Here is a 20,371-nt window from a genome sequence, read left to right as displayed (position 1 = left end):
TACTACCCCCCACCCCGTAGATGTGACGTCACCTTGTCACATCGGACCTGGAAGGCAAGGGGGTGCGCCGAGGGACCGGCCCGTCCAGGTGGACCACCACGCTCGTGTAGAAGCGGTGCACGGCGTCGTCCACGCTGCGGATGAAGCCGGACTCGGCGTTGCCGCGGGTGCTGCCCATGCCCTTCAGGAGGGACAGCCGGAAACCGGTGATCTGCGTGCCGTTCTTGGGGAGCAGGTCCGCGGGTTCCGGGCGGAGCCTTTCCAGGGTGCCGCGCGGACCCAGGGCGTCACCCTCGACCAGGGACTCGACATGCAGATCCGCCGGTGCCTCGGCGAGGCGACGGACGAGCCGTTTGACCCAACTCAGGGGATAGCCCTGCTCGGGCGCCGGGATCTCGATGGACGTGCGCAGTCTGCCGGTCCGCAGATCGGCACCGACGGTGAGCAGGCCGGGCGCCTCGTCGACACGCAGCTGTGCCTGCAACCGCCCCTCCAGGCACAGCTGGTCGGCCAGCTGGATCCGGCGGGTGCCATGGTCGGTGCCGCGCCTGACGCGTTGCGCGGGCAGCACTTTCTGGCCCAGTTCGCCACCGAGCCTGAGGCACACCTGGCGGATGAGCCGCTCCCAGCTCTCGACGACTTCGAGGGCCCGTGGGTCGCCCTGGCAGAGGGTCTCGTCGTTGATGCCGTTGCGTACCGGCACCCAGGCGGAGCCCATGTTCTGGAAGCCGTGGCAACCGGAGTTCTCGTGCTGGAGATAGTGCAGCAGTTCCTGGAGCAGCCAGGTGCGCGCCGCGTTGCCGACCCCCTCGTGCCGGATCAGCAGCTGTGCCTGATGGGCCACCTCGGCCCAGGACAGATGCCAGAGCGCCACCTGGTGCTTGCGCCGCCGGTCGATCCTGACGTCGACCAGCGGGGTGCCCTCCAGCGCGACGTCGTTCGACAGCGTGATCACCGCTTCGTAGCCGCGCCGGGCGGCGATGTCCATGTAGGCCTGCACCTGGTCGGCCTTGAGGGCGTTGCCGTTCGTCTTGGTCTCGACGAGCGCCGTCCACAACTTGCCGGCCCGCTCGATGCGGATCACTCCGTCGGGCCGCCGGGGTGTGTCGCCGTGCGGCAGGGAGACCTCGGTGAAGGTCTCCATACGGCCGGACGGCGCGCCGAACGCGGCGGTGAGCCGTCGGCCGAACCGCGGTACCTGGGTCATCACCGACAACAGCACCGAGGTGGCGCGCATCTCCCGGTCCCGGTCGCTCTTGAGCGCGGAGAGCGGAAAGAGCCTGGCCGGACGCCAGGAGTCGTTCTCCCCCAGGGACTTCTGCGGCGCGCTGGGCGGGGCCGCCCGCTTCTTGGCGGTGCGCGGCCGGGCGGCCGGTTTGCGCGGCCTGGCCTCGTCGGTGGCGCGGCGGGGAGCCGGTACGGCGTTCAGGGTCTCGGCCGGATCCGGCGCGGGGGCCGCGTCCGAGGGAGGACCGGCCGGCTCGCCGTTCCCGGTCGGCTCCGGCGTCGCCGCGGGCGCCGTACCGCCCGCATCCTCGTCGGTGGCCTCCGCCTCGTCGTCGATGTCGACCCCGAAGTCCGTCGCGAGGCCCGCCAGCCCCGATGCGTAACCCTGGCCGACGGCTCGGAACTTCCACTCCCCACCGCGGCGGTACAGCTCGCCGAAGATGATCGCGCTCACCTTGTCGGGGTCGCCGATGGCGAAGCGGAGGAGGTTCTCGCCCACCGCGTCGGACAGGGTCACCCGCAGGTCGTCGAGTTCCCCGAAGTGCGCGTCGCCGTAGCGGCTCGCGGCGACGACTACACGGTCGACCTCGGGCGGCACCACGGTCAGGTCGAAGCTGATCCGGTCCTCGTTGCCGTCCTCGGTGGGCGTCTTGTCGAGCAGGTGCACGCTTCCGTCGGCGGCCACCGGGTTGTTGTAGAAGTAGAAGTCCGCGTCGCTGCGAACCTTGCCGTCCGGCCCCAGGAGTAAGACGGACACATCGGCGTCGCCGTCACCCGCCGGGCTGCTCCAGCCCAGGCTGACGATCACCGAACCGGTGTTCTCACTCAGCGCCGACAGGGCGGCATTGGACCCCTTGGTCATTTCGCGCACGAGATTCCCCCCAGGAACCGCATCCCCCAAGACCCGCCACGCAATGTGACGTGTCACACACGGACACAGTAGTACTGGCAGCTCGCACGCGTAGGACCATTGCCCGGTCAAACTGGTGTTGAGTAACCTGTGTTCGTCATTCCGATCGGCTGTTGAAATTTCGAACACAGCCTTACAGGCACCAAGGGAGGGGACCGGACGTGGGACGTCTCGTACCTGCCGTGACCCGGGCGCTCGACATCCTCGAGCTCTTCCTCGACGGGGACGGCACGCTCTCCGCCCCCGACATAGTGCGCAAGCTCCAGCTGCCGCGCACCACCGTGCATGAGCTGGTGACCACGCTCGCCGCGCGGTCGTACATCGTCCCGGTCCAGGGTCAGCCGGGACGCTACCGGCTCGGCGTACGTCCGTACCAGCTCGGCAGCCGCTACGCCGAGCAGCTCGACCTCGCCGCCGAGGGCCAGCAGGTCGCCCGCTCGGTCGCCGAGACCTGCGACGAGACCGTCCACGTGGCCATCCTGGAGGGCACCGACGTCATCTACATCGCGAAGGTCGACTCCACGCACGCGGTGCGCATGGTGTCCGCCGCCGGCCGCCGGCTGCCCGCCCACTGCACCTCCGTCGGCAAGATGCTGCTGGCCTCGCTGCCCGAGCCGGAGCTCAGCTCCCGTATCCCGGACGACGCCGGCCTGGCCGCGATGACTCCGAACAGCATCACCGACCCGGCCGCCCTGCGCGAGGCCCTCGCCGAGATCCGTGACCGGGGTGTCGCCGTGGAGCGCCGCGAGTCCAACCCGGACGTCTCCTGCGTGGCCGCCCCGGTCCGCGACCGCACCGGCCGGGTCGTCGCCGCGCTGTCGATCTCGGTGCCGATGATCCGCTGGAGCGAGGACCGCCGCGAGGAGCTGGAGCAGCTCGCCGCCAAGGGCGCCGTCGAGCTGTCCGAGCGCCTGGGCCACCGGAGCGTGGGATGACCTCGAAGACGTACGAGTACGAGGTCGCCGTCCGCGCCGAGGCGACCCTCGGCGAGGGCCCGACCTGGGACCCGGCGACCGGCCGGCTGCTCTGGCTGGACATCCTCGGCGCCCGCCTGCACAGCTACGACCCGGCGACGGGCCGCAGCTCGGTCCGCGTCACCGACCAGCACGTCGGCGCCGCGAAGCCACGCGCGGGCGGCGGCCTGGTGCTGAACCTCCGGGACGGCGTCGCCCTCCTGGACCCGGACGACACCTTCCGCTGGCTCCACCACGAGCCGGTGCCGGGCCGCCGCGCCAACGACGCGGCGATCGCCCCCGACGGCTCCCTCTGGGCCGGCACCATGCGCTACGACGAGGCCCCCGGCGGCGGCACCCTGTCCCGCTTCACGGCCGACGGCACGGCGGAAACGGTCCTCGACGACGTCGCGGTCAGCAACGGCACCGGCTGGAGCCCCGACGGCCGCCTCATGTACTACATCGACTCCCCGACCCGCCGCGTCGACGTCTTCGACCATGAGGCAGGCCGGGTGTCGGGCCGGCGCCCCTTCGTGGAGATCGAGGACGGCGCCGGCTTCCCCGACGGCCTCACGATCGACGCGGACGGCTGCGTATGGGTGGCCCTGTGGGACGGGGGAGCGGTACGCCGTTACACGCCGTCGGGCGCCTTGGACCGCGTCGTCACCCTGCCGACGCCGAGGGTCACGGCGTGCGCGTTCGGCGGCACGGACCTGACGGACCTGTACATCACGACGGCCAGGGTGGGGCTGGAGAGTCCCCATCCGGTGGCGGGCTCGCTCCTGGTGGTGCCGGGCGCAGGGAAAGGCCTGGAGCAACCGTCTTTCGCCGGTTGACGACTACCGAAGCCCCGCCGCCTTCAACTCCTCAGCGGTCAAGGGCGGCTCACCAAGTGTCGGCTGCAACGGCCCCACCAGCGCCGCCAACAGAACCGACGGCGCCAACAACACCTCCGCCCGCCGCTCAAGGGACGTCACGTCGGTGACCCGGCGAGCGATCCGCCCATTCCCCGTGGCCGCGTACATCAGCCGATCCACGTACGCGGCCACGAGCCGATCCCGTCCCGTGGGCCCGCTCTCCGTGGCCCCGGGATAGAACACGTCCTGCCCGGTCGCGAGATCCCACGCCGCCCCCACCGGCCGCGCCACCGCCTTCTGCACCCGACGGGACAACCCCGGCGCACCCCAGCCATGCCGGCGTACGACATCCCGAAGGATCACCGCGCTCTGCGCCCCCACGGCCAGCCCGTGCCCGTAGACGGGGTTGTAGGCGGCCAACGCGTCACCGAGGACGGTGAAGTTGTCCGGCCACGCCCGCATCCGCTCGTAGAAGTACCGCCGGTTGACGGTCGTCCGAGTGAACGCCACATCCGACAACGGCTCGGCGCGCTCAAGGAGTTGGCCGATGAGAGGGTGCCGCAACGACTCACGGGCGAAGCGCACGAAGTCGTCACCGGAGGCGTTCGCGGAGGTCGGCTCGCCGCCGCGCGTGCCGTTGAGGGTGACGATCCAGCGGCCGTTCTCGATGGGCAGCAGGAAGCCCGCGCGGCCGGGACCGTCGGCGCGCGTGTCGGACTGGACGTTGACGACGGGGAAGCCGTCACGGGCCTGTTCGGGGGCCAGGTACAGCCGGCTCGCGTAGGCGAGGCCGGAGTCGACCTCGCGCTGCTCCGGTGCCGGCAGCCCCAGCCCGGTGAGCCAGCCCGGCGTGCCCGAACCCCGCCCGCTCGCGTCGACGACCAGCCCGGCGTCGATCGTCCGCTCCCGGCCGTCGCGTTCCCGTACCCGGACCCCGGTGACCGCCTCGGCGTCGCCGACGAGCCCCAACACTTGGGTGCCGTCGAGGAGTTCGACGTGCGGGGACGCGAGGACCCGTGTGCGGAGCGTCGCGTCGAGGAGATCGCGGCCGGCGAGGATGACATGGTGGGACTCGGGCCAGCGGCGGAACCAGCCGTGTGCCGACAGCACGACCATGTCCGTGGTGACCGGTGCCCGGCGGGCCCCGGCGGCGCGGAGTTCCCCGGTGACGCCGGGCAGGAGCTCCTCCAGCGCGTGCACACCGCCCGACCACAGCATGTGGGCGTGCCGGGCCTGTGGCAGTCCCTTGCGGGGCGCGGGCCCGGCGGGCAGTGCGTCGCGCTCCACGACGACGACCCGTTCGGCGAGCCCGGCGAGCGCGGCGGCGGCGAGCATGCCGGTGTGGGATCCCCCCAGGACTACGGCGGTTCTGACGGGGGACGGAGCTTCAATCATGCGTGGACATGCTCTCTGCCGGGACGGCCGCGCGGGCGCGCACCGCCTTGATCTCCTCGGGCTTGCGCAGGGCCTGGGACACGGCCTGGATCTCCTGCAGCAGGTAAGTGGTGTCGGGGGCGTTGGTGCCGCCGGCGTCGGGGGAGCGGCGCTCGGCCTCCACGGCGTCCAGGATCGTCACCGCGGCGGCCAGGGCCTGCGCGGGGCCGGGTGCGAAGCCGAGGGCGCGGGCGGCGTCGTAGGACCGGGTGCGCAGGTCCTCGTCGAGGCGGCGGGCGAGTTGGAGGAGGGTGTCGCGGATGAACGTCTCGCGGCGGATGAGCCGCATCTCGGGGGTCGCCCGCAGACCGAGGGGTTCGCGGCCGCCGGCGACGGTCCGCATGAGGCGGGCCAGCGGGGCCAGGCCGCGATGGCGGCGGCGGACCCGCCAGCGCTCCTGGAGGTACTGGCCGGCGTGCGGCACGATGAAGCCGACCGCGACGAAGGTGGCGGCGATACAGGCGGCCGAAGGCGCCACGTTGGTGTTGAGCCAGTCCAGGTCGTGGCCCGTCCAACGGGCCACCACGGCGCTGAGTTTGGCCGCGCTGAAGAGCAGGTTGGTGGCGAAGCCGACGCCGAGGAAGCGCAGTCCCCAGCGCAGCCAGGCGTCGAGGCCGTCGGTGCGGATCCAGTTCCACACCAACCGGGACGTGATCAGGCTGGCCACGGTGTGCGCGGTCAGATAGAGGAGGATCAGCTCCCGCATGAAGGGCGTGGAGGCGTAGTACGTGTCCAGGTCCCGGATCTGTTCCACGGGGACGTCGGCGAGCGCGAACAGGATCCACAGAGCGGCGACGACGGCCGCGTAGAGGGCGACCACCCAGCGGGTCGCGCGGCGGGTCTGGGCGTGGCGTTCGGTGCGGCCGTTGCGCCAGTGCACGACCAGCAGCAGCCAGGACGCGCACAGCGCGGTGAGCAGTGAGTAGACCCAGGGCGCGGCGATGTTGGGGACGCCGGTGACACGGTTGGTCCAGGCGATGGTGGAGGGGGCCGCGAAGACGAACACCGCGCAGGCGAACAGCAGCAGCCCGCCGACGGCCCGCAGCAGCGGGTCCCGCCACAGCTTGAGGATGCTGGGCAGTTTGATCGCCAGGGCCGCGGTCAGCACGGCGGTGGGCAGCCAGAAGGAGATGTACATCCCGCTGAGGAGGTTTCCCGCGGCGAGCGTCCCGAAGGCGTCGCTCACCTCCCGGTGCCCCGGCGTCCGCGGTAGCCCAGGGACCGCTCCAGCGGTTCGAGGTGCTGCCGACCGCCGTGGCCCGACAGACAGGGCCGGAAGACGGCCGCGAGGCGGTGTCCGAAGTCGTCGGCCTCGGCCTCGTCCGTCTGCCGGGAGCCGTCACGGGCGGCGACGGTCAGGGCGTCCTTCCAGTCGGGTTCGCCGGCCAGCGCGCGTGCGGCGGCCGAGCCCACGCCGTGCCGGTGCCCGGCGTGCAGATGCCACAACTCATGCCCGAGGATGACCAGTTGCTGGACCGCCTCGGCCCGCTCCTCGACGATGATCAGATCGAAGTCCTGGAACTCGACGCACAGGCCGGTCACCTCGATCTCGTCGGGGAACCGCTCGAACCGCAGCTCCACGGGCCGTCCGCCGCGGCGCACGCTCATCGCCTCGCACAGCGCCCGGCACACCTCGCGCGCCCCGGTCGGGGGCCGCGGCGCGGCCTGTACGGCGGCGGTGAGCTCGCGCGCCAGATCGCGCATCGCGGAACCGTTTCTCGCCCGTCGCAGTGCCGCGGCGATCCGCCCCGAACTCCTGCGCGCGCCCGCGATGTCCATCGATCCCCCTTCTCACCACCGCACGGCAGTTCGTCCGAGAGTACGCGGCGGGAAGTGTCCGCGTCATGCGATCCGGCGACCGATTGTTCAAGCGGGAACGACATGGCCTGAACCGTCCCGGACAGCGTTGTCAGCAGGTGGGAACGGACTCCGCCGGTTCTGAGAATCCTGTCCGGACCATTGACTAGCAAGCGCTTCCTATCTACGGTCCCGTTCGAAGTTACGGGCGCCTTTCGAAATACCGAACAACTGACACGTTTCTCCGAACTCGGAAAGTAAGGGCAGGCAATGGGACGACCTGACCTGAATCGCAGGCAACTGCTCACCGCGGCGGGCGGACTCGCCGTCGCCGGCAGCTTCGGCTTCGCGGCGCTCGGGACGGGGGCCGACGCACTGGCCTCCGGCGCGGACACCCGCGTACGGTACTGGAACCTCTTCAGCGGTGGCGACGGCGCCAACATGATCACGATGCTGGACGCCTTCCGCAAGGAACACCCCGACATCGCGGTGAAGGACTCCACCCTCCAGTGGGGCAACCCCTTCTACACCAAGCTCGCCATGGCCGCCGCGGGCAACCGCGCCCCCGAACTGGGCGTGATGCACATGGGCCGGGTCACCGGCTTCTCGCCGGGCCGCCTCCTGGACCCCTGGGACGTGGACCTGCTCGCCAAGTACGGCGTACGGGAGCAGGACTTCAACCCCGCGCTGTGGAAGCGCGGCGTCATCGACGGCAAGCTCTACGCCCTGCCGCTCGACATCCACGTCCAGCTCTGCTTCTACCGCAAGGACGTGCTGAAGAAGGCCGGCCTGCTCGGCGACGACGGCCGCATGATTCCGGTGGGCTCCACCACCGAGTGGTTCGACGTGCTGAAGAAGGCCAAGGCGGTCCAGAAGAAGGGCCTTCAGACCATCGGCCTGTGGACCAACGACCAGAACTTCCAGTGGTGGTTCTTCGTCGCCTTCTACACCCAGCTCGGCGGCGAGTGGTTCAACGCCGAGAACACCGAGGTGCTCTTCGACCCCGACAAGGCCACCCAGGTCCTGGAGTTCCTCCGGCAGCACGTCACCGACGGCTATGTCATCCCCGGCGCCCCCACCGGCGAACAGTTCATCAACGGCGCCCCCTTCACCTGGGAGGGCAACTGGTCCGTCCCGGTCTTCTCCGGCGCCGAGCTCGACTACGGCGCCACCCCGCTGCCGCCGGTCTTCGGCAAACAGGCCACCCACGCCGAGTCGCACGCCTTCGTCCTGCCCCACCAGGCCGGCCGCGGCGGCGCCACCAACGACGGCGCCCACCAACTCGCCGCCTACGTCGTCCAGCACGCCCAGCAGTGGGCGGCCGGCGGCCACATCCCCGCCTACACGCCGACCCTCTCCACACCCGCGTACCAGAAGCTCACCCCGCAGAACGAGTACGTCAGCGCCATGGACCACCAGGCCACCGAGCCCAAGGTGTGGTTCGCGGGCTCCACCGGCGTCCTCGCCCAGGACCTCGGCCCGGTCGTCGTCTCCTCGACGATGGGCTCCGCGGGGCCCGACAAGGTCGCCCAGACCATGAAGAGCCATCTCACCAAGCTCCTCGCGTCCAAGAACCCGATGGACGGCAGGACCGCCGCGCAGGGAGGTGCGGTCGCATGACGACCAGCGCTCAGACCGTCGCCGTACCGGCCCGCGCGAAGACCGCGACCGCCGTCGCGACCGTCCGCCGCAAGCAGGGCTTCCAGCACGGCGGCTGGTTCATCGCCCCGTTCCTGGCCCTCTTCGCCCTGTTCGTGGCCTGGCCGCTGCTGCGCGGCGTCTGGCTCAGCTTCACCGACGCCAACATCTCCGGCGAGGGCGCGAACTTCGTCGGCCTCGACAACTACCGCGAGGCCCTGAACGACCAGGCGATGTGGGACGCGCTCGGCCACAGCGCCTACTTCACACTCCTCGTGGTCCCCTGCATCACGCTCCTCGCGTTCCTCCTCGCGATGCTGGCCCACCACATCGAGCGCGGCAAATGGCTGTGGCGCCTCTGCTTCTTCGCGCCCTTCCTCCTCCCCTCCACGGTCGCCGCCAACATGTGGCAGTGGCTGTTCACCCAGGGCATCGGCCTCTTCAACGAGACCTTCGGCCTCGACACCCCCTGGCTCACCGACAAGTCGTACGCCATGCTCGCCATCGTCATCACCACCCTGTGGTGGACGGTCGGCTTCAGCTTCCTGCTCTACCTCGCCGCCCTCCAGGGCATCCCCGACCACCTCTACGAGGCGGCCAAGCTGGACGGCGCCAACGCCTGGCACCGCATGGTCCACATCACCCTGCCGATGCTGCGCAACATCACCGGCCTGGTGATCGCGCTCCAGATCCTCGCCTCGCTCCAGCTCTTCGACCAGGCCGTCGTGATGATGGACTTCGGCCCCGGACCCGAGCTCTCCACCCGCTCCTTCGTCCAGTACACCCTCGAACAGGGCTTCACCAGCTACCGCGTGGGCTACGCCTCCGCGATGTCCATCATCTTCTTCGTGATCATCGCCGCCGTCGCCCTCGGCCGGATGGCGCTGCTGCGCACCCGTGAGGAGGGCACCCGATGAGCACCACCCAGGTACGGCTCAAGACCCGCAAGCCCTGGACGCCGAGCCAGATCGTCCTCACCCTGATCGGCGCGGCTGTCTCCTTCGTCTTCGTCGCCCCGATCGCCGCCGCCCTGTTCACCTCCCTCAAGTCCGAGGCGGAGGCCGCCGAGATCCCGCCGCACTGGCTGCCGAAGGTGTGGACGCTCCAGGCGTGGAAGTCCCTGTGGGAGACCGGCAACGTCAGCAACTGGTTCGTCAACTCGCTGGTCGTCTCGGTGTGCGTGACCACCATCGTGCTGATCGTGAGCGCGCTGGCCGGATACGGCTTCGCCCGCACGGAGTTCAGGGGCAAGTCCCTGCTCATGGGTGTCGTGATGTCGGGCCTGATGGTCTCCCCGGCAGTCCTCGGGGTCCCCCTCTTCACCACCGTCCAGCAGATGGGAATGGTCGACACCTACTGGGGCATGATCCTTCCCCAGTGCGCGCCCGCCGCGATGGTCTACATCCTCTACAAGTTCTTCCAGGGCATCCCGCGCGAACTCGAAGAGGCCGCCTTCATCGACGGCGCGGGCCGCTGGCGCGTCTTCTTCACCATCGTCGTCCCCCTGGCGAGGCCCTCGCTCGCGGCGGTCGGCATCTTCACCTTCATCGCCTCCTGGAACAACTTCCTGTGGCCGTACATGGTGACCAACAACCCCGACCTGATGACCATGCCGAACGGCATCGCGACCGTCATGAACTCCTACGGCATCCAGTGGGCCCAGCTCATGGCCGGCGGCCTGATGGCGGGCCTGCCCCTGATCGTCGTCTTCGTCTTCTTCCAGCGGCAGATCGTGGCGGGCGTCGCCCACACGGGATTGGCGGGACAGTGACCCTGCGCAGAAGCCTGACGGCAGTGGCCGCGGCCACGCTCCTCGCCCTCCTGCCCAACACGGCGCAGGCGACGGCGAGTTACCCCGACCCCCGCCCCATCACCGGCCAGCAGATCATCCACGACCCGACCGTCCTCAAGCTCAGGTCCGGCCAGTACGTGGCCTACTCGACCGGCGGCGTCATCGGCGCCCGCCTGTCGAAGGACGGCAAGCAGTGGGACGACGCGGGCAACGCCTTCGCCGAGCCGCCGAGCTGGTGGTACGAGTACAACGACACCGGCGACCCGTGGGCCCCCGACCTCTCCTACCGTGCGGGCAGGTACTGGCTCTACTACGCCGTCTCGTCCTGGGGCACCAACCACTCCGCGATCGGCGTAGCCACGTCCGACTCCGGCCTCCCCGGCACCTGGACCGACCACGGCAAGGTCTTCTCCTCCGAGACCACCGACTCCTGGAACGCCATCGACCCGGGCGTCGTCAAGGCCGACGGCAAGCTGTGGATGGCGTTCGGCTCGTACTGGACGGGCATCCGCATGGTCGAACTGAACCCGGTGACGGGCAAGGCGATCGAAGGAGCGACGGTCGACCACCTCGCCACCCGCCCCGACCTCCCCTACGCCGTCGAGGGCCCGTACGTCGTCAAGCACGGCCGCTACTACTACCTCTTCGCCTCCTACGACGCCTGCTGCGCCGGCGTGAACTCCACCTACAAGATCAAGGTGGGCCGCGCGACGGACGTGGAGGGCCCGTACGTCGACAGCACGGGCAAGCCGATGCTGGAGGGAGGCGGTGACCTGGTCCTGGAGGGTCACGGGAGATACGTCGGCACGGGAGGCCAGTCCGTCTTCCGCGACCATGGCCAAGACTGGCTGGCGTACCACTACTACGACGCAGAGGACAGTGGCACGCCGAAGCTAGGGCTAAACAGGCTGAGCTGGAAAAAGAACGGCTGGCCAGTCGTCCTTTAGGGGCGCGGGGAACTGCGCGACCAGCCCCCACGCACCCGCAGCCAAATCACAACCTCGAAAGGCAAGCATGAGCACCGCCCGCTTCACCCTTGACCCCGCCTTCAAGGTCGGCAAGGTCAACCCCCGTCTCTTCGGATCCTTCGTAGAACACCTCGGCCGCTGCGTCTACACCGGCATCTTCGAACCCGGCCACCCCACCGCGGACGCGGCCGGCCTCCGCCAGGACGTCCTCGAACTGGTCAGGGAACTCGGCGTCACCGCCATCCGCTACCCCGGCGGCAACTTCGTGTCGGGCTACAAGTGGGAGGACAGCGTCGGCCCGCAAGCGGAGCGCCCCCGCCGCCTCGACCTGGCCTGGCGCTCCACCGAGACCAACCAGTTCGGCCTCTCCGAGTACATCGCCTTCCTGAAGAAGGTCGGCCCCCAGGCCGAGCCGATGATGGCCATCAACCTCGGCACGCGCGGTGTCGCCGAGGCCCTCGAACTCCAGGAGTACGCCAACCACCCGGCCGGCACGGCCCTCGCCGACCTCCGCGCGGCGCACGGCGACAAGGAGCCCTTCGGCATCAGGCTCTGGTGCCTCGGCAACGAGATGGACGGTCCCTGGCAGACCGGCCACAAGACGGCCACGGAGTACGGCCGCCTCGCCGCCGAGACGGCCCGCGCGATGCGCCAGATCGACCCGAACGTCGAACTCGTCGCCTGCGGTTCCTCCAGCCAGTCGATGCCGACGTTCGCCGAGTGGGAGGCGACGGTCCTCCAGGAGACGTACGACCTCGTCGACCACATCTCCCTGCACGCCTACTACCAGCCCGAGAACGGCGACATCGACTCCTTCCTGGCCTCGGCCGTCGACATGGAGTCGTTCATCGAGAACGTGGTCGCCACCGCCGACCACATCGGCGCGAAGCTCAAGTCCAAGAAGAAGATCAACCTCTCCTTCGACGAGTGGAACGTCTGGTACATCTCGGACTGGCACGAGATCGAGAACTCCGACACGCGGGACTGGGCGGAGGCCCCCCGTCTGCTGGAGGACAACTACAGCGTCACCGACGCCGTCGTCTTCGGCTCGCTCCTCATCGCCCTGCTCCGGCACGCCGACCGTGTCACCGTCGCCTGTCTCGCGCAGCTCGTCAACGTGATCGCCCCGATCATGACCGAGCCGGGCGGCCCCGCGTGGCGGCAGACGACGTTCTTCCCGTTCGCGCAGGCCGCGCGGTACGGGCGCGGCGAGGTCCTCGACGTACGGGTCGACTCCCCGACGTACGAGACGAAGAAGTACGGCGAGACCGACCTGCTGCACGCCACCGCCGTACGCGCGGAGGACGGCTCGGTCACCGTCTTCGCCGTCAACCGCAGCCGGACGGAGGCGCTGCCCCTCGAAGTCGCCCTGAGCGGCCTGAACCTGACGACCCTCGTCGAGCACAGCGCCCTCGCCGACGCCGACCCGGACGCCCGCAACACCCTCGCCGAGCCGGAGCGGGTCGCCCCGCACGCGGTCGAGGGCACCGCCCTCACGGACGGCACCCTGAGCGCCGTACTCGAACCGCTGTCATGGAACGTGATCCGCCTGGCCTAGCGGACTATCGCTCGATGTGGACCTGCGCGGGCGGGTACGGGGACGAAGGTGTCATTCCGACGGCCCAGTACCCGCCCGCGCCGGGTACGGCAGCAAGTGCGTTCACCAGTACGGCGGTTGAGGAGACGGGCCCGCGTTCGCTCACCCAACTCCCCGCCTCCCAGCGGAGATGGTGGGAGCGGGTCTGGTCCCAGAAGTCCCAGCCCGCGATGCGGTCCGGGCCGCCGAGCCCGTCGTCGACGATCCCGGTCAGCATGCCGACCGTGAACGGGGTCGTGGCGTAGCTCCACGCGCTGCCGTCCCAGTGCCGGAGGGTGACGCCCGGGGGCTTGCCGGGCGGGCCGCCCACGCCGTAGTCGAAGCCGGTGAGCCAGATGTCGTCGTCGGCGACCGGGAGCAGCCCGGTGACAGAGGGGCGCAGGCCCGCCGGCGCGGGCAGTTCGGTCCACTCCTCGTGGTCCCAGCGGGCGATGAGCGCGCTGTCGTACACCCACACGTCCCCGGAGCGCGTCACCCGCAGGCCCGCCGGGGTGGCCGTGCTGCCGCTCGGCGGGCGGGGCAGCCACAGCCAGCCGTCCGTGTCGCCGCGCAGCAGCACACAGCCGTCGCTGGTGCGGCCCGACAGCCATACGCGGTCGTCGGCGTCGAGTGCGACGGAGGTGAGGGCCGTCCCGGAGGCCGACCGTCCGGTGAAGTCGGCCTCCTGCCAGGTCGTGCCGTCCCAGTGGAGCAGGCGGGCCACACCGGCCGCGTCGGTGCCGACGGCCCACGCGGCGCCGTACGACCCTGCGACGGAGCGCAGATAGCCGCCGGTGAGGCCGAGATGGGTGAGGTCGAGGCGGGTCCAGGTCTGGCCGTCCCACACCAGTGCGAGCGGCTTGCCGCGGGTGGAGCCGTTACGGCCCTCCTCGCCGACGGCCCAGGCGAGATCGGGGCCGGCCGCCGCAACGCCCAGGAGCTGGGCGGCGGTCGCGCAGGCGGGGGCGGGGACCGACTGCCAGTCGTGTGGGCCGGCGGCCCTGGGGACGGCGGCGGCCGTGGTGGCCCCGCTGCTCTCCGGGGCGAGACCCATGGCCGCCCCCGCCCCGAGTAACCCGCTGATGAATCGCCGTCTTCGCACGAGGTTCTCCCCCCTCAGAGGTTCACGGACGCTCTCAGACGTTCTCCACCGTCACCCCGCCCGCCGACGCGCCCAGCAGGGTCAGCCGTACGTCCTTCGGACCCGCCTCGGTCGTGCCGTCCGAAAGGACTGCCAGGGCAAGGGAGTTGCTGCCCCGGGTGCGCAGGATGCCGTTCGGCAGGGCGAAGGTGTGCTGGGGGCCGGCGTCGTTGACGTACTGGCCCATGTTCCAGCCGTTGAGGAAGATTTGCACCCGGTAGGCACGCTTCGGATCGTCTTCGAGGGTCAGTCCGACCGAGGCGTCGACGCCGGCGGGGACGGCGAGCCGGAAGCCGGTGCGGTACCAGGCGACTCCCTGACGGCGGTCGGCCCGCGGCAGCTTCACCGCGTCCCATGCCCGGTCGTCGAAGGCGGGCAGATGCCAGCCCTCCCGCTCGCCGAACAGCCCGCCGTTGTTGAGCGGCCCGCGCACGGGGTCGGCCGCTCCGGCACCCTGGAGTCGCCAACTGACGTCCGGGGAAGCCCCCTTGAAGCGGACCGACGTGAGTCCGCGGGCCGCCTTGTGGGTGTCGCGGGAGGTCTCGTCGGTGTCGTGCGCCATCCGCCGGACGAGCACGGACAGCATGTGTTCGTCCCGCGCCCGCAGCTTCTCCGGCACCTCGAAGACGGCCGTGTCCGTCCAGGTGCCCTGCCGGGCGGTCCCGGTGTCCGGCGCCGGCATCCGGTGGGTGCCGAGCGGCTTCCCGTCCAGCCAGGCCATCAACAGCCCCTGTGTTCCCGTGCTGTAGGCCAGCGAGACGGATGCGAGGTCCTCGGCGTCGGTGATCCGGCCCCGGTACCAGACGTCGCCGTAGTGGAAGCCGTAGTCGTCGGCGAAGAGGACGGGCTGTCCGTCAGGGACCGGGGTGGTGCTGAAGGAGGTCTTCTTGTCGGCCTTCACCCACGCCGAGTCGTCGAAGTCCGGTGCGGACTCCGGGTTCTCGGCCTTTCGCCGCCAGCCGTCCAGCGCGGGCAGGGTCACCGGCCCCTGCCCCTGGAGCGGCTGGAGCGCGAGGAGGCTGGCGGTGGCGCTGATCCGGGAGGCCACCGGCCGCTGGTTCCAGGTGACGTGCTCGATGCCGCGCGGCCCCCACACCTCCAGACCGGTCAACTTGGTGGTGTCGCCGGTGAGATGGACCGTGGTGTCCTGGATCCGGAGCTGCCGCACCAGCGAGGGCCCGTACACCAGCGCCGATCCGGACGGCGTCTCGTACGGCCACAGCCGCAGCGCGGTCGCGTCGTCGGCGAACAGCAGCAGCAACGGCCGGTCGGAGCCGCCGTTCTCCACCTTCACGCGGGCCAGTTCACCGACGCCGAGCGGGCAGGTCACCCGCAGCAGCCCACGGTCGTAGATCCACGCCGGTTCCGCGTCCAGCCGGGTCGCCGTGGGCTCCTCCGGGCACTCCAGGACGACCTGCGCCATGTCGCCGTACCGCCCCGCGAACACGGCGATGTCCTGCCGCCCGGCGGAGAGGAAGAACATCAGCTGGGCGGTGGCGTAGCGCAGGGTCCGCCCACCGAGCCTGAGTCGGGTGCCGAGCACCTTGGTGTCATGGGCCGCGACATTGACCGGCACCTCGATCCCGGCGCCCGGCAGCGGGGTGGAGACGGGCTTGGCGGAGTCGTTGCGCACCACGTACACCTGGGAGTCGGTGTCGCGGTTGGCCAGGTGCTCCACCTCCAGTCGCCCGCCCGGAGACCTGACGCCCTTCGCCCGGTCCAGCCTGGCGAAGTCCGGGACGGTCCGCAGCAGTTGGCCGAGCCGGTGGGCCGGCGCGAGCGCGGCGGTGGGCCGGCGCCCCGCGCCGAGGGCCGCGCCGTCGTCGTACGACGTGGTGGAGAGTCGCGGCGCGGGCAGCCAGCCCCAGGTCGTCCCGCCGTACGCCATGGGCGGGTCGGGGAAGCCGGTGAGCGGGGACCGGGGCACGGACAGGGGGACGTCGATGCCGTCGGCCCGCACCTTCCTGTGGAGGTGGGTGAGGTAGGCGGTGTCCGTGGCCTGCTCCAGCTCGTACAGCAGGACGGTGCCCTTGCCCTTGGTGTAGAGATGCCGGGCGGCGATCGCGTTCACCCGCGTCAACCACTCGTCGGCGTACGCCAGATAGGTCGCATCGGTGGTCCTGGCCCGGCCCTCGGTCGCCGTCAGCCAGCCCGGGAAGCCGCCCGCGTCGATGTCGGCGCCGAGGTGGGGACCGGGGCGCAGGACGACGTACAGCCCCGTCTCGGCGGCCGTGCGCAGGAAGCGGTCGAGGTCCCGGACGCCGGTGAAGTCGTACCGGCCGGGGGCGGGGGAGTGGTAGTTCCAGGCGACGGAGAGGCTGACGGCGTTGTAGCCGTACGCCCGCGCCTTCTCCAGCACGTCCCGCCACAGCGAGGGGCTGGGCAGCCGGAACAGATGCATCTCGCCGGGCCACAGCGTCAGCCGTCGGCCGTCGACCAGCAGGGAGTAGCGGTCGTGGCCGACCGTGTGCGCGACCCCGTCGGCGACGGGCGGAGCCGGCGGCGGCCCCGTGGGCACGACGCGGGGACCCGTCCGCGCGGGCAGCGCACCGCCGCTGCCGGCCAGCGCGAAGCCGAGCGCGGCCGTACCGGCGAGGGTGCTGAAAGTTCGTCTGCTGAGCTCCACGCGAGCGTCGCCTCCTGTTGTGCCTGCGTTTCCCGGGACGCGAGTGAGGGACCATTCTCCATGCCCGGGGCGGCACACCTCACAATGGTCCGTATGAGGATCTCGGCACGGGCGGACTACGCGGTACGAGCGGTACTGGAGCTCGCCGTACGACAGGGCGGCGGACCTGTGAAGACGCCCGTCAAGGCGGAGGCCATCGCCGTCGCGCAGGACATTCCGCACAAGTTCCTCGAAGGCATCCTCGGCGACCTGCGCCGCGGCGGGGTCGTCGACAGCAGGCGCGGCGGCAACGGCGGGTACACGCTGGCGCGGGACGCGGCGAAGATCACGGTGGCGGACGTGATCCGGACGGTCGACGGCCCGATCGTGTCGGTACGGGGCGAACGGCCCACGGGCCTCGCGTACACGGGCTCCGCCCAGCCCCTGCTGCCCCTGTGGATCGCCCTGCGCGCGAATGTGCGCCGCATCCTGGAGGGCGTGACGATCGCGGACATCGCGGCGGACGCGCTGCCGGAGCCGGTGCAGCGGCTGGCGGCGGAGCCGGCGGCCTGGGAGAACCCCTGAGTCCTTCGGGGGCGCTGCCTGTGAACGTCCTCATCCGGGTCTAAGCCTGTCCTCAGCTTGACGCCCTAGCGTCCCCTCCCGTTCATCCCTACCTCCCCGGTGGGAAAGCCAGGAAAAGACGGACGGGACGTTCCCCATGCGCACGCTGATACTGCTCGCCCTCGCGGGTCTGGGCGCCCAGCTCGTGGACGGCAGCCTCGGCATGGCCTACGGCGTGACCTCCACGACCCTGCTGCTGGCCATGGGGACGAATCCGGCCGCGGCGTCCGCGACGGTCCATCTCGCGGAGATCGGTACGACGCTGATGTCCGGCGCCAGTCACTGGCGCTTCGGCAACGTCGACTGGAAGGTCGTGGCGAAGATCGGTGTGCCGGGTGCGGTGGGCTCGTTCCTGGGCGCGACGGTCCTGTCGTCATTGTCGACGGAGCTGGCGGAGCCGGTGATGTCGCTGATCCTGCTCGGCCTCGGCCTGTACGTCATGTCCCGCTTCACCTTCCGCGGCCTCCCGAAGGACCGTCTGGGCCAGCCGCTGCGGAAGCGGTTCCTGGCACCGCTGGGCCTGGTCGCCGGTTTCCTGGACGCGACCGGCGGGGGCGGCTGGGGCCCGGTGGGCACACCCGCTCTCCTGGCCAGCGGCCGGATGGAACCCCGCAAGGTGATCGGCTCGATCGACACCAGCGAGTTCCTGGTGGCCCTGGCCGCGAGCCTCGGCTTCCTCTTCTCCCTCGGCTCCCAGGGCCTCGACTGGACCTGGGTCCTCGCCTTCCTCCTCGGCGGCCTGATCGCCGCGCCGGTCGCCGCGTGGCTGGTCCGCCTGGTCCCGCCGCGGGTGCTGGGCTCGGCGGTCGGCGGAGTCATCATCGTCACCAACGTCCGTACGCTGCTGAAGAGCGACTGGATCGGGGCGGGCGGCGGGGTGAGCGCGGCGGTGTACGTGCTGCTGTACGCGGTGTGGGCCGCCGCCCTCACGTACTCGATCCGCGCCTACCGCCGGGAGAAGGCGGCGGCGCAGACCGAGCACGCGGAAGGACGGCGGCCCGTCAGCGCATGACGGTCATCGTCAGTCGCTGTTGACGCCCACGGTGAGGGTGGCGGCGTAGCCGTCGGACACGCTGTCGCCGAGGGCGGTGAGGGTCAGCAGGCCGGAGGAGGCGCCGCCGTCGTCGTAGATGGAGTCGTTCTCCAGCAGCGTCTCCTGGGTGGTGTTCTCGGTGTACGGCGAGGTCGCCTGGACCTCGGTGTTGATGTCCTGGTCGAAGAAGAGCTGACCGGTGTGGATGATCTCGCCGCCGGTGTACGAGTCGTCGGTGAGCGTCACGTCCGTGTGCACCCGCATATGGACGTGGACGGCGCGCGAGACGTAGTGCCCCGGCCAGATGGACGTGATGCCGCACTGCCCGTTCTCGTCGGTCAGCTGACCGCCGCGCAGGAAGGTGCCGTTGTCCTCCTCGTCATGGCCGTTGCCGCCGACGAAGCCGGAGTACTCGCCGAGGGCGTCGCAGTGCCAGATCTCGACGAGCGCGTCCGCGAGGGGTGCGCAGTCGTTGCCGACGTCGACGACGGTGAAGGTGTACCGGACCTCGAAGCCTTCCTTGTCCTCCCGGATGTCCTCGCGGACGAGGGCGCCTTCGAGGGAGTACGGACCCTCGGTGACCTCGGCGTTCAGCACACAGACGCTGCTGGTGGCGGAGGCTTCGGTGGAGGCGGTGGTGGAGGCGGAGGCGGTGGTGGAGGCTCCCTTCCCGGGCTTCTTGGTCTTTGTTTTGGCAGGGTCGGCGGAGGCGATGCCGGCGACCGCGAGACCGCCGGCCACGGCGACACCGCCGCCGCCGATGAGGACACGGCGCCGTCGGACGGAGTTGTCCAGGCGGTGCCTGCCGGATTCCTGCTGCTGCTCTTCGAGCTCGTTGGGCTCGGTGTGGTTTCCCGTCATGCCGAGTGAAGTTAGGGGGCCAGCTGAAGAAATCCTTAATGTGCGGCTGTGAATGACCTGGGGACGGATTCGTCAACGGCCGCTTATGTCACCAGAGTTCAGACACTGTGAAGATGCTGTGAAAACCGCGTCTGTGAATGGCTTGAGTTCATCCTGTCGGCGGCGCCGGTCTGTCCCTACGGTCCGGGTGGCACGTCAGCCACCCCCCAACTGTTACGGAGAGACCATGACTCGTGGGCTCCTGCTGAGCGGTGCGGTAGCCGCTCTGCTCACCACGGCACTACCGGCGCAGGCCGCCACGTCGTCCGGCGGGTTCGAGGACCCGCCGCCGGACAAGATCGTCATCAAGGTGGCGACGGTGAACGGCTCGGGCTGCCCGGCCGGTACGACGGCGGTCGCCGTCTCCGAGGACAACACGGCCTTCACGGTCACCTACAGCGACTACCTCGCCCAGGCGGGCGGCGGTTCGGACCCGACCGCCTTCCGCAAGAACTGCCAACTCAACCTGATAGTCCACGTCCCGCAGGGCTTCACGTACGCCATCGCCAGCGCGGACTACCGCGGCTTCGCCGCACTCCAGTCCGGCGCGACGGGCACCCAGAGAGCCTCGTACTACTTCCAGGGCTCCCCGAACACGGCCTCCCGCTCCCACCCCTTCGCCGGCCCCTACAACGACAACTGGCAGGCGACCGACACCACCGACTGGGCCCAACTGGTCTGGGCGCCCTGCGGAGTTCAGCGCAACTTCAACATCAACACGGAGCTGAGGGTGGCGGCGGGTTCGACGTCCGCGAACAAGGTCAGCTTCATGACGATGGACTCGACGGACGGGGACATCAGCACGGTGTACCACTTGGCGTGGAAGGAGTGCCCGGAGAAGTAGCCCGGTAGGCGCGAGCGGGTGCGGCTCGGGCCGCAGGACGGTATCGCCGGAGATGGTTTCCTCGGGGATTCT

General features: G+C 70.4%; 17 protein-coding genes. 10 read left to right on the top strand and 7 right to left on the bottom strand.

Annotated elements, in window-relative coordinates:
- Positions 1-28 precede the first annotated feature (28 nt).
- Positions 29-2,089, bottom strand: coding sequence for a TerD family protein (locus ACIHIX_RS16410; protein ID WP_399955809.1), 2,061 nt, complete (start codon positions 2,087-2,089; stop codon positions 29-31).
- 209 nt (positions 2,090-2,298) lie between these two features.
- Here ACIHIX_RS16410 and ACIHIX_RS16405 point away from each other — a divergent pair, with 209 nt between their 5' ends.
- Together ACIHIX_RS16405 and ACIHIX_RS16400 are read left to right on the top strand one after the other, a co-directional pair.
- Positions 2,299-3,072: an IclR family transcriptional regulator gene (locus tag ACIHIX_RS16405; protein WP_399955806.1), complete on the top strand. Its 774-nt coding sequence runs from the start codon at positions 2,299-2,301 to the stop codon at positions 3,070-3,072.
- A complete protein-coding gene (locus tag ACIHIX_RS16400) occupies positions 3,069-3,926 on the top strand; it encodes an SMP-30/gluconolactonase/LRE family protein (protein ID WP_399955803.1) in 858 nt (285 codons plus the stop codon). Before ACIHIX_RS16405 ends, ACIHIX_RS16400 begins: the two co-directional genes overlap by 4 nt.
- 3 nt (positions 3,927-3,929) lie before the next feature.
- Here the strand turns inward: ACIHIX_RS16400 and ACIHIX_RS16395 are convergent, their stop codons facing one another.
- Genes ACIHIX_RS16395 through ACIHIX_RS16385 form a run of 3 tightly spaced genes read right to left on the bottom strand, consistent with a single transcriptional unit; the run spans position 3,930 to position 7,160 of the window.
- Positions 3,930-5,342: an FAD-dependent oxidoreductase gene (locus ACIHIX_RS16395; RefSeq protein WP_399955800.1), complete on the bottom strand. Its 1,413-nt coding sequence runs from the start codon at positions 5,340-5,342 to the stop codon at positions 3,930-3,932.
- Positions 5,335-6,519, bottom strand: a complete 1,185-nt coding sequence (locus ACIHIX_RS16390) for an MAB_1171c family putative transporter (RefSeq protein WP_399957270.1) — start codon at positions 6,517-6,519, stop codon at positions 5,335-5,337. The genes ACIHIX_RS16395 and ACIHIX_RS16390 overlap by 8 nt, the downstream gene beginning before the upstream one ends.
- A 44-nt stretch (positions 6,520-6,563) precedes the next feature.
- Positions 6,564-7,160: a toxin-antitoxin system, toxin component family protein gene (locus ACIHIX_RS16385; protein WP_399955797.1), complete on the bottom strand. Its 597-nt coding sequence runs from the start codon at positions 7,158-7,160 to the stop codon at positions 6,564-6,566.
- A 288-nt stretch (positions 7,161-7,448) separates the two neighbouring features.
- Between ACIHIX_RS16385 and ACIHIX_RS16380 the strand changes: the two genes are divergently transcribed.
- The 5 genes from ACIHIX_RS16380 to ACIHIX_RS16360 all read left to right on the top strand — a co-directional run bounded on the left by ACIHIX_RS16380 (position 7,449) and on the right by ACIHIX_RS16360 (position 13,134).
- Entirely contained in the window at positions 7,449-8,798 is a 1,350-nt protein-coding gene (locus ACIHIX_RS16380) for an extracellular solute-binding protein (protein ID WP_399955794.1), read from the top strand.
- On the top strand, positions 8,795-9,733 hold the full coding sequence (locus ACIHIX_RS16375) for a carbohydrate ABC transporter permease (RefSeq protein WP_399955791.1): 939 nt from the start codon (positions 8,795-8,797) through the stop codon (positions 9,731-9,733). The genes ACIHIX_RS16380 and ACIHIX_RS16375 overlap by 4 nt, the downstream gene beginning before the upstream one ends.
- Positions 9,730-10,587 carry a carbohydrate ABC transporter permease gene (locus ACIHIX_RS16370; protein WP_399955788.1) on the top strand — a complete coding sequence of 286 codons (858 nt, stop codon included), beginning with the start codon at positions 9,730-9,732 and terminating at the stop codon, positions 10,585-10,587. Before ACIHIX_RS16375 ends, ACIHIX_RS16370 begins: the two co-directional genes overlap by 4 nt.
- Positions 10,584-11,555 carry an arabinan endo-1,5-alpha-L-arabinosidase gene (locus ACIHIX_RS16365; protein ID WP_399955786.1) on the top strand — a complete coding sequence of 324 codons (972 nt, stop codon included), beginning with the start codon at positions 10,584-10,586 and terminating at the stop codon, positions 11,553-11,555. Before ACIHIX_RS16370 ends, ACIHIX_RS16365 begins: the two co-directional genes overlap by 4 nt.
- Positions 11,556-11,622: 67 nt before the next feature.
- Positions 11,623-13,134, top strand: a complete 1,512-nt coding sequence (locus tag ACIHIX_RS16360) for an alpha-N-arabinofuranosidase (RefSeq protein ID WP_399955783.1) — start codon at positions 11,623-11,625, stop codon at positions 13,132-13,134.
- A 4-nt stretch (positions 13,135-13,138) separates the two neighbouring features.
- Here the strand turns inward: ACIHIX_RS16360 and ACIHIX_RS16355 are convergent, their stop codons facing one another.
- Both ACIHIX_RS16355 and ACIHIX_RS16350 read right to left on the bottom strand, forming a co-directional pair.
- Positions 13,139-14,254, bottom strand: coding sequence for a hypothetical protein (locus ACIHIX_RS16355; protein ID WP_399955780.1), 1,116 nt, complete (start codon positions 14,252-14,254; stop codon positions 13,139-13,141).
- Positions 14,255-14,288: 34 nt separating this feature from the next.
- Positions 14,289-16,919, bottom strand: coding sequence for a beta-galactosidase (locus tag ACIHIX_RS16350; RefSeq protein ID WP_399955777.1), 2,631 nt, complete (start codon positions 16,917-16,919; stop codon positions 14,289-14,291).
- A 93-nt stretch (positions 16,920-17,012) separates the two neighbouring features.
- Between ACIHIX_RS16350 and ACIHIX_RS16345 the strand changes: the two genes are divergently transcribed.
- Together ACIHIX_RS16345 and ACIHIX_RS16340 are read left to right on the top strand one after the other, a co-directional pair.
- The gene (locus ACIHIX_RS16345) at positions 17,013-17,483 is read left to right on the top strand and encodes an RrF2 family transcriptional regulator (protein WP_399955774.1); all 471 of its coding nucleotides are present in this window, start codon (positions 17,013-17,015) and stop codon (positions 17,481-17,483) included.
- A 136-nt stretch (positions 17,484-17,619) separates the two neighbouring features.
- Positions 17,620-18,534: a sulfite exporter TauE/SafE family protein gene (locus ACIHIX_RS16340; protein WP_399955771.1), complete on the top strand. Its 915-nt coding sequence runs from the start codon at positions 17,620-17,622 to the stop codon at positions 18,532-18,534.
- Between the two features lie 9 nt (positions 18,535-18,543).
- Here ACIHIX_RS16340 and ACIHIX_RS16335 read toward each other — a convergent pair whose 3' ends face one another.
- Complete coding sequence (locus tag ACIHIX_RS16335; RefSeq protein WP_399955768.1) at positions 18,544-19,416, bottom strand: intradiol ring-cleavage dioxygenase; 873 nt, start codon at positions 19,414-19,416, stop codon at positions 18,544-18,546.
- A 226-nt stretch (positions 19,417-19,642) separates the two neighbouring features.
- Here ACIHIX_RS16335 and ACIHIX_RS16330 point away from each other — a divergent pair, with 226 nt between their 5' ends.
- The gene (locus ACIHIX_RS16330) at positions 19,643-20,299 is read left to right on the top strand and encodes a DUF4360 domain-containing protein (RefSeq protein ID WP_399955765.1); all 657 of its coding nucleotides are present in this window, start codon (positions 19,643-19,645) and stop codon (positions 20,297-20,299) included.
- Positions 20,300-20,371 lie beyond the last annotated feature (72 nt).

It is taken from the genome of Streptomyces sp. NPDC051913 (assembly GCF_044593635.1).
Taxonomy (GTDB): Bacteria; Actinomycetota; Actinomycetes; order Streptomycetales; family Streptomycetaceae; genus Streptomyces.
This window is presented reverse-complemented; position numbering and strand designations above follow the sequence as displayed.